General features: G+C 58.6%; 8 protein-coding genes. 6 read left to right on the top strand and 2 right to left on the bottom strand.

The features are described from left to right. A partial coding sequence (locus F8N49_RS27965; RefSeq protein ID WP_178117065.1) for a hypothetical protein occupies positions 1-935 on the top strand: 935 nt, incomplete at its 5' end. 60 nt (positions 936-995) lie between these two features. Here the strand turns inward: F8N49_RS27965 and F8N49_RS22920 are convergent. Both F8N49_RS22920 and F8N49_RS22925 read right to left on the bottom strand, forming a co-directional pair. Continuing rightward, positions 996-2,615: an FMN-binding glutamate synthase family protein gene (locus tag F8N49_RS22920; RefSeq protein WP_151552716.1), complete on the bottom strand. Its 1,620-nt coding sequence runs from the start codon at positions 2,613-2,615 to the stop codon at positions 996-998. Between the two features lie 97 nt (positions 2,616-2,712). Next, positions 2,713-3,513: a LuxR C-terminal-related transcriptional regulator gene (locus tag F8N49_RS22925; protein WP_024014176.1), complete on the bottom strand. Its 801-nt coding sequence runs from the start codon at positions 3,511-3,513 to the stop codon at positions 2,713-2,715. Between the two features lie 124 nt (positions 3,514-3,637). Between F8N49_RS22925 and F8N49_RS22930 the strand changes: the two genes are divergently transcribed. The 5 genes from F8N49_RS22930 (at position 3,638) to F8N49_RS22950 (ending at position 7,691) form a co-directional block, all read left to right on the top strand. Continuing rightward, positions 3,638-4,459 carry a carbon-nitrogen hydrolase family protein gene (locus tag F8N49_RS22930; RefSeq protein ID WP_151552718.1) on the top strand — a complete coding sequence of 274 codons (822 nt, stop codon included), beginning with the start codon at positions 3,638-3,640 and terminating at the stop codon, positions 4,457-4,459. 266 nt (positions 4,460-4,725) lie between these two features. Beyond that, entirely contained in the window at positions 4,726-6,051 is a 1,326-nt protein-coding gene (locus F8N49_RS22935; protein ID WP_122706532.1) for an APC family permease, read from the top strand. Positions 6,052-6,119: 68 nt separating this feature from the next. Then, positions 6,120-6,530, top strand: coding sequence for an NUDIX domain-containing protein (locus F8N49_RS22940; protein WP_073473193.1), 411 nt, complete (start codon positions 6,120-6,122; stop codon positions 6,528-6,530). Positions 6,531-6,553: 23 nt separating this feature from the next. Continuing rightward, the gene (locus tag F8N49_RS22945) at positions 6,554-7,192 is read left to right on the top strand and encodes a LysE family translocator (RefSeq protein ID WP_151552720.1); all 639 of its coding nucleotides are present in this window, start codon (positions 6,554-6,556) and stop codon (positions 7,190-7,192) included. A 1-nt stretch (position 7,193) separates the two neighbouring features. Further along, positions 7,194-7,691: a GNAT family N-acetyltransferase gene (locus F8N49_RS22950; RefSeq protein WP_151552722.1), complete on the top strand. Its 498-nt coding sequence runs from the start codon at positions 7,194-7,196 to the stop codon at positions 7,689-7,691. Positions 7,692-7,718: the final 27 nt, after the last annotated feature.

The following is a 7,718-nucleotide window of genomic DNA, read 5'->3' on the forward strand; positions in this document are numbered from 1 at the left end:
ATTATTCAAGCGCAATATCTTACGCGCTGGCGTGCGCGGCTTTGGTCAATACGCATTATTTTGGTTTTCTGCTGGTCATGAATCAGGCCTTATTTTTAATGTGGTTTTCATTTTGCCCGCGTTTTAAAAAGCGTGTTTTTTTTCTCGGTGCGGGAGCTGGCGTTGTTATCCTAGCGTCAATTGTTCCAATAATTCCCTATATTTTGATCAATATGGAAAGAAAAGATACCTGGATTCAGGTTCCTGTTGGAACATTTGCAGTTGAATCATTGGTGTTGCCCTTCGGTGATCTATCTGCGGCGTTGTTGAGTCTTTTGCTTCTATTATTCGGGTTGAACTCGTTGATTAAAAAAGATGCGGAGCGCTTGCCCTTGTCACTACTCTTGAGTTGGTGGTTGATAAGTTACGCAGTCGCATACGTGAAATCGATTTTTTTTACCCCTGTATTATCGGAGAAGAATATTATTGTTTTTGTTCCGGTGTTGCTGGTTTTTATTGCTTGTGGTGTCGAGCAAGTAAGAGGGGGTGGGGCAAGAGTAGTGTTGCTCGCATTCCTTGCGTTGGTGTCTGTTTCCTATTTTTTAAAAGGAGCAGATTTGCCTGAAAGTGTAAGGATTGAACACGACTTGAGGTCTCCGGCTATCAAAATAATTAATGAAGGGGGAAATATTCCCGTGTATGGACGTTGGGATACTCTCCATGCGACCTACTTTAAATTATTAGGTGCTTCAATTGACGTGGCAGGTCTTGATGTTATTGAGGATGGTATGGCTGCAGGTAAGGCGCCGGTCTGTTTTTTTATGATCGCCGATCAATGGGATAGGGAACACATCAATAACTATCCGAATAAGTATTCGGTCGAATTAAAAGATACGGCCGAATTCAAGAATTCGGCCGTTCTCAAGTACTGTGTCATGGCAGTTGAGCCACCATGATATTGCTTTTCTGAATTCAAGAATCGGAGTTCCGAATAGGTACGATGTTCCGTCTGTTCTCTACGCTGCGACGACCTCGCTCGGCTCAAAACTGTCCGCCCGCGCCATCTGCCACATCCGCGAATAGAACTCGCCATTCACTTCACCGGTGAGCAATTCCCCCGGTTTCAAAAACACGTGCAACTGCGAGAACAGTTTGATCTCGGTCGCCGACATGCGTCGTACCAGATGCTTGGCCGATAGTTGCGATGGATGATCAAGCCCGGCGGCAGCGAGCATCTCCGCCAGCGCTTTGAGCGTGCTGCGATGGAAGTTGTAGACGCGCTGGGCCTTGTCCGGCACCACCAGAGCGCGTTGGCGCAGGGCGTCCTGAGTGGCGACGCCGGTCGGGCATTTGTTGGTGTGGCACGACTGTGACTGGATGCAGCCGATGGCGAACATGAAGCCGCGCGCCGAGTTGGCCCAGTCAGCGCCGATGGCCAGCACGCTGGCGATGTCGAAGGCGCTGACGATCTTGCCGCTGGCGCCGAGTCTGATCTTGTCGCGCAGGTTGAGGCCGACCAGCGTGTTGTGCACGAACAGCAGGCCTTCGCGCATCGGCACGCCGATGTGGTCGGTGAACTCGACAGGCGCTGCGCCAGTGCCGCCTTCCTTGCCATCGACGACGATGAAGTCCGGAAGGATGCCGGTTTCCAGCATGGCCTTGGCAATGCCCATGAACTCCCACGGATGGCCGAGGCAAAATTTGAAGCTGACTGGTTTGCCACCGGACAGTTCGCGCAGTTGCTGGATGAACTGCATCATCTCGATCGGCGTGGAAAACGCACTGTGGCGCGACGGCGAGACGCAGTCCTCGCCCATCAGGATGCCGCGTGTTTCCGCAATCTCCCTGGTGACCTTGTGCTTGGGCAAGATCCCGCCATGGCCGGGTTTGGCGCCCTGGCTCATCTTGATTTCGATCATGCGCACTTGCGGATTCTGCGCCTGCACGGCGAAGCGCTCAGGGTCGAAACGGCCGTCGCTGGTGCGGCAGCCGAAGTAGCCGCTGCCCAGCTCCCAGGTCAGATCGCCGCCGTGTTCGCGGTGATACGGGCTGATGCTGCCTTCACCGGTGTCGTGGGCGAAATTGCCGAGTTTCGCGCCCTGGTTCAAGGCGCGAATGGCGTTGGCACTGAGCGAGCCGAAGCTCATCGCCGAGATATTGAAGATCGACGCCGAATACGGCTGCGTGCACTGCGGCCCGCCGACAGTGACGCGGAAACCGTTCGGGTCGCTCAACGGCGCCGGGCGCATCGAGTGGCCGATGAATTCGAAGCCGGACTGGTAGACGTCGATCAATGTGCCGAACGGTTTGTCGGCGGTTTCGTTTTTCGCTCGCGAGTACACCAGCGAACGCTGGGCGCGGGAGAAGGGCAGGGCGTCGCTGTCGGATTCGAGCAGATACTGGCGAATCTCCGGGCGGATACCTTCGACCAGATAACGGATGTTGCCCAGAATCGGATAATTGCGGCGAACTGCATGGCGCGTCTGCAACAGGTCGAACACGCCGAGCAGGCTCAGCACCGCGGTGACGGCGGTGATCGGCCACAGCCAGTCATGTTCGAGAAAGGGCAGGCTGGCGAGGGTGAAAATCACGCAGACGGCAAAGAAGGCGTAGCGGCTCAGCAGCGACAGGCTCATACGGTTTCCTTGGTTCGGACTCAATTTTGTGCAACGGCACGCATTTCTGTGGGAGCGAGCAGGCTCGCTCCCACAGAAATGCGTTAGTCACATTGTTTCAGGCGTTCTGCGCCTGCAGAAAAATCGAAAACAGCTCGGACTGGGATTTGATCCCCAGCTTGCTGTACATGTGTTTCTTATGGACTTTCACGGTTTCCACGGAGATTTCCAGCTTGCGGGCGATTTCCTTACTGGAACAACCGCTGAGCATCAAACGCCCGACGTCCAGTTCCCGCGCGGTCAGTTGGGCGCCCTTGAGCTGTTGCACCGACGCTTCCAGTTGCACCCGCCAGTCTGCCTGCGCAGGTGCGGCGGCGAGGGCCACGGTTTCGTTGATTTCGTACGGCAGGCGCTGGCGCAACAGGCCCAGCACCCATGGTTGAATCAAAGACAGCAAAGCGATCTGTTCGCCAGTGAAACGTTTTTCACTGCCCAGCGACAGGCACAGCGTGCGCTCGCCTTCGAGCTGGCAATTGAACTGGATTTCGTCGGCCACCACATTCAGACGAAAGTATCGCTGGTAGTACTCGGTCAGCTCGAAATGCTCCGGCGCGACTTCCGAGAGGCGATACAGGCCGGTGCGCGACTGCTCGCGGCAGGCGATGTAGAACGGATCGAGCAAATACAAACCGCGCAGGTAATCCTGGAACAACGGGTCCGGGCTGCCGTCCTCGCCGGGGCATTCGGCGAAGACTTGCGGATGCTGATCGGCGCTGAACAGCAGCACCACCCAGCTATCGAACGCCACGTACTGCTCAAGCAGACGCACCAGTTGCGCCCAGAAATTCGGCTTGTCGAGCGCGTCGATCAGTTGCCCGACGGCGCGGTGCCAAGTGATGTCATTCAACGAAAGTGTCATTGATCTACCCCTATCGGGTTACCCCGGCCGCGTGATTCCCTGGCCGGTTGCTTGCTGCGCATACTGGCCCACAGACAGGCACCGGGCAATCTTTCCGGGCCGGGCCACATAACAAGGGATAACCATGAAAGTCGAACTCGCCCAACTGGCGGGCCGTGACAACGACACGGCTTACAACCTGCAACGCGCACTGGCGGCGATTGCTGCCTGCGCGGCCGACACGCAGATGATCGTGTTCCCGGAAACCCACCTGATGGGCTTCCCCAACGCCGAAACCGTGGCGCAGATCGCCGAACCGCTCGACGGCCCGACCGTCAGCGCCGTGCTTGCGGCGGCGCGTGAGCGCAACATCGCCGTGGTGGTCGGCATGGCCGAGAACGACAACGGCCGCTACTACAACCCCACGCTGCTGATCACCCCCGAAGGCATCGCCCTGAAATACCGCAAGACCCATCTGTGGGCTTCGGATCGCGGCGTGTTCGAAGCCGGCGACCGTTACGCCACCTGCGTGTGGAACGGCGTGCGCGTGGGCCTGTTGATCTGCTACGACATCGAGTTCCCGGAAACCGCCCGCGCCCTGGCGCAACTGGGTGCGGAATTGCTCATCGTCACCAACGGCAACATGGACCCGTACGGCCCTACCCACCGCACCGCGATCATGGCCCGCGCCCAGGAAAACCAGGCGTTTGCGCTGATGGTCAATCGCGTCGAGGCGGGGGATGACGGTCTGGTGTTTGCCGGCGGCAGCGCGCTGGTCGATCCGCTGGGGACCCTGCTGTTCGAGGCCGGACGTGAAGAAGGGCAGTTCAGGGTCGAGCTGGATTTCACGCAACTGGACTTTGCGCGCAAGGATTATCGCTATCTGGATGATCAGCGTTTGAAGTTGCTGGGGGAGGTGGTGGAGCAGGCTTGCGGTGTTCGCGAGCTATTGATTCCACACCCATAACCGCTGCCCTCACCCTAGCCCTCTCCCGGAGGGAGAGGGTACTGACCGAGGTGTAGTTTCGAGATACATCGACCTGAGATACCGAGTCGAACTCAGATATTGAAGTCCACATAGATCGGCTCCCTTTCCCCCTCGCCCCCTTTGGGGGAGAGGGCTGGGGTGAGGGGGTAACGATCTTCAGTCGAACAAAAATAATCAGCCACACCCGAAATTTTTGCCGAACCCGGCTCTGCCATAAATCCAATAACATTCGGAGTAAGTCGCCCATGGCTCGTTTGCAACGCACCCTTTCGCTAGGGTCGGTGGTGCTGTTCGGCATCGCCTACATGACGCCGATCATTGTCCTCGGCACTTTCGGCATTCTCGCCCAGTCCACCGCCGGCATGGTGCCGGCCGCCTACCTGGCCGCGCTGGTGGCAATGTTCTTCACCGCCATGAGTTACGGACGCATGGCCGCCGCTTTCCCGGTCGCCGGCTCGGCTTACAGCTACGTGCGCAAGGCGATCAGTCCGAAACTCGGTTTCATTGCCGGCTGGGCGGTGTTGCTCGATTACCTGTTTCTACCGATGGCGATCTGGCTGATCGGCGCCGCTTATCTGGCTTCGGCATTTCCGTCGATCCCGCAATGGATCTGGGTGCTGGCGTTCATCGGCATCACCAGTGCGATCAACATCGTCGGGCTGAAACTGGCCAACGGCATCAATGCCTTGCTGATGCTGGTGCAGTTCCTCGTGTTGATCGCCTTCGTTGCGCTGTGCGTGCACTACATCGGCGGCGACGCGAGCACGCCGCTGTGGTCGATCAAACCGTTCTTCAACGGCGACATGCAGATGCCGCTGATCATGAGCGGCGCCGCGATTGCCTGCTATTCATTCCTTGGCTTTGACGCAGTCAGCACCCTGACCGAAGAGACCCGCGATCCACGCCGCACCATACCCCGGGCGATCATGCTGATCACGTTGATTGGCGGCCTGATCTTCGTTGGCGTTTCGTACTTCGTGCAGATCGCTCATCCATCGTTCCAGTTCGACAGCATCGACTCGGCAGCCTATGAGATTGCGCGCAACATCGGTGGCGACCTGTTCGTGTCGATCTTCCTGATCGGCCTGATCGTCGGCCAGTTCGCCTCGGGGCTGTCGGCCCAGGCCAGTGGTTCGCGACTGCTGTTCGCCATGGGCCGCGACGGCGTCTTGCCGAAGTCATTTTTCGGCACCTTGCATGCGCGCTTCGGCACACCGGTCAACAGCATTCTGTTGTGCGCGGCGGTGGCGTTGCTGGCGCTGAAACTCGATGTGACCACCTCGACCTCGTTCATCAACTTCGGCGCGTTCCTGGCGTTCAGCCTGGTCAACCTGTCGGTGATCTTCCATTACTGGATCGGCGGCGAGAAAAAAGGCCCGCGCGAGTTGCTGCTGTTTCTGCTCTGCCCGCTGATCGGTCTGGTCGCCGACCTGTGGCTGATGGTCAGCCTTGATCATCTGGCGGTGTGGCTGGGGCTGAGCTGGCTGGCGATTGGTGTGGTGTATCTCGCCGTGCTGACGGGTGGTTTCCGCCGTCAGCCGCCGGAACTGGATTTTCAGGAAGCGACCTGAGCTTCGTGGCTTGGCTTCCCTCTGACGGGCATGGGATCCTTGGCGCTTTTGCGCCAGGGAATTACTTTATGTCGACCATTCATATCGCCGCAGCCCTGTTGCTCAACGCGCAAGGCCAGACCCTGCTGGTGCGCAAGCGCGGCACCACGGCTTTCATGCAACCGGGCGGCAAGATCGAAGCCAACGAGTTGCCAGTGCACGCATTGGCCCGTGAGCTGGAAGAAGAACTCGGGCTGCAGATCGACCCGGCGCAGGCGATTTTCCTCAACAGTTTTTCCGCCCCCGCCGCCAACGAGCCGGGCTTCATTGTCCATGCGGAAATCTTTCAACTGACCATCGATAGCGACGTCTGCCCGGCGGCGGAAATCGAGGAAGTCATCTGGGTCGATCCGGCCACTGATCCGGCGCTCGAGCTGGCGCCATTGACACGCGAGCACATCCTGCCGTTTTATCGCCGTTCACTGATTGCACTCGCCTGATCATTCCCGCAAAGGACGTTGCCATGATCCCGTTGCAAGACCTGCTGATCTTCGCCGCCGCCGCATTGCTGATGGTGCTGACGCCGGGGCCGAACATGATCTATCTGATCTCGCGGTCGATCTGTCAAGGGCGCCGCGCCGGAGTGACTTCGTTACTTGGCGTGGTCGGCGGGTTCTTCGTGCATATGTTCGCCGCGGCGGCGGGTTTGACGGCGGTGTTTCTCGCCGTGCCGATGGCTTATGAAGTGTTGAAATGGGCCGGTGCGCTGTACCTGCTGTGGCTGGCCTGGCAAGCGGTGAAACCCGGCGCGCGTTCGCCGTTCGAAGCGCAGCAATTGCCGCCGGACTCGACGCGCAAATTGATCACCATGGGTTTTCTCACCAGCGCACTGAACCCGAAAATCGCCGTGTTCTATCTGTCGGTGTTTCCGCAATTCATCAGCCCTGAGCACGGCTCGGTGTTCACCCAAAGCATCGCTCTCGGCCTCACGCAGATCAGCGTCAGCTTCAGCGTCAATCTGTTGATCGCGCTGTTCGCCGCAGGCATCGCCTCGTGGTTTGTGCGCAACCCGACGTGGCTGGCGATGCAGCGTTATTTCATGGGCATGGTCCTCGGCGGCCTCGCCGTAAAACTGATGCTCGAACAACGCCGGACCGCCTGACATGTGGATCGAACGGCTGGACGCCAGCCACGCCCTGGCTTACCGCGAACTGATGCTTGAAGCCTATGACCGGCATCCGCAGGCCTTCACTTCCAGCGTGCGCGAACGCGCAGTGTTGCCGTTGAGTTGGTGGGAAGGGCGCCTGACCAGCAAGCTCGATGTAGTGCTGGGGGCATTCGATGCCGGGACGTTGGCCGGGATTGTCGGCCTGGCGTTCGAACCGCGCGAGAAGGCGCGCCACAAGGCTACTCTCTTCGGCATGTATGTCTCGGCGGATTTTCGTCGCCGGGGTCTGGGCTTTGATCTGGTGCAGGCGGCATTGGCCGAAGCGCAAAAGCATCCGGCGCTGAAACTGCTGCAGCTCACTGTCACCGCCGGCAATGACGCGGCTTTTCAGTTGTACCAGCGTTGCGGCTTCATTCAGTACGGCCTCGAACCACTCGCCGTGCGGGTGGGCGAAGACTACTTCGACAAGATCCATATGTGGCGCCAGCTCTGACCCACCACGACAATCCTTGTACTGATC

Origin of the sequence: Pseudomonas sp. GXM4, from assembly GCF_008923895.1 — a bacterium.
Classification (GTDB): domain Bacteria; phylum Pseudomonadota; class Gammaproteobacteria; order Pseudomonadales; family Pseudomonadaceae; genus Aquipseudomonas; species Aquipseudomonas atacamensis.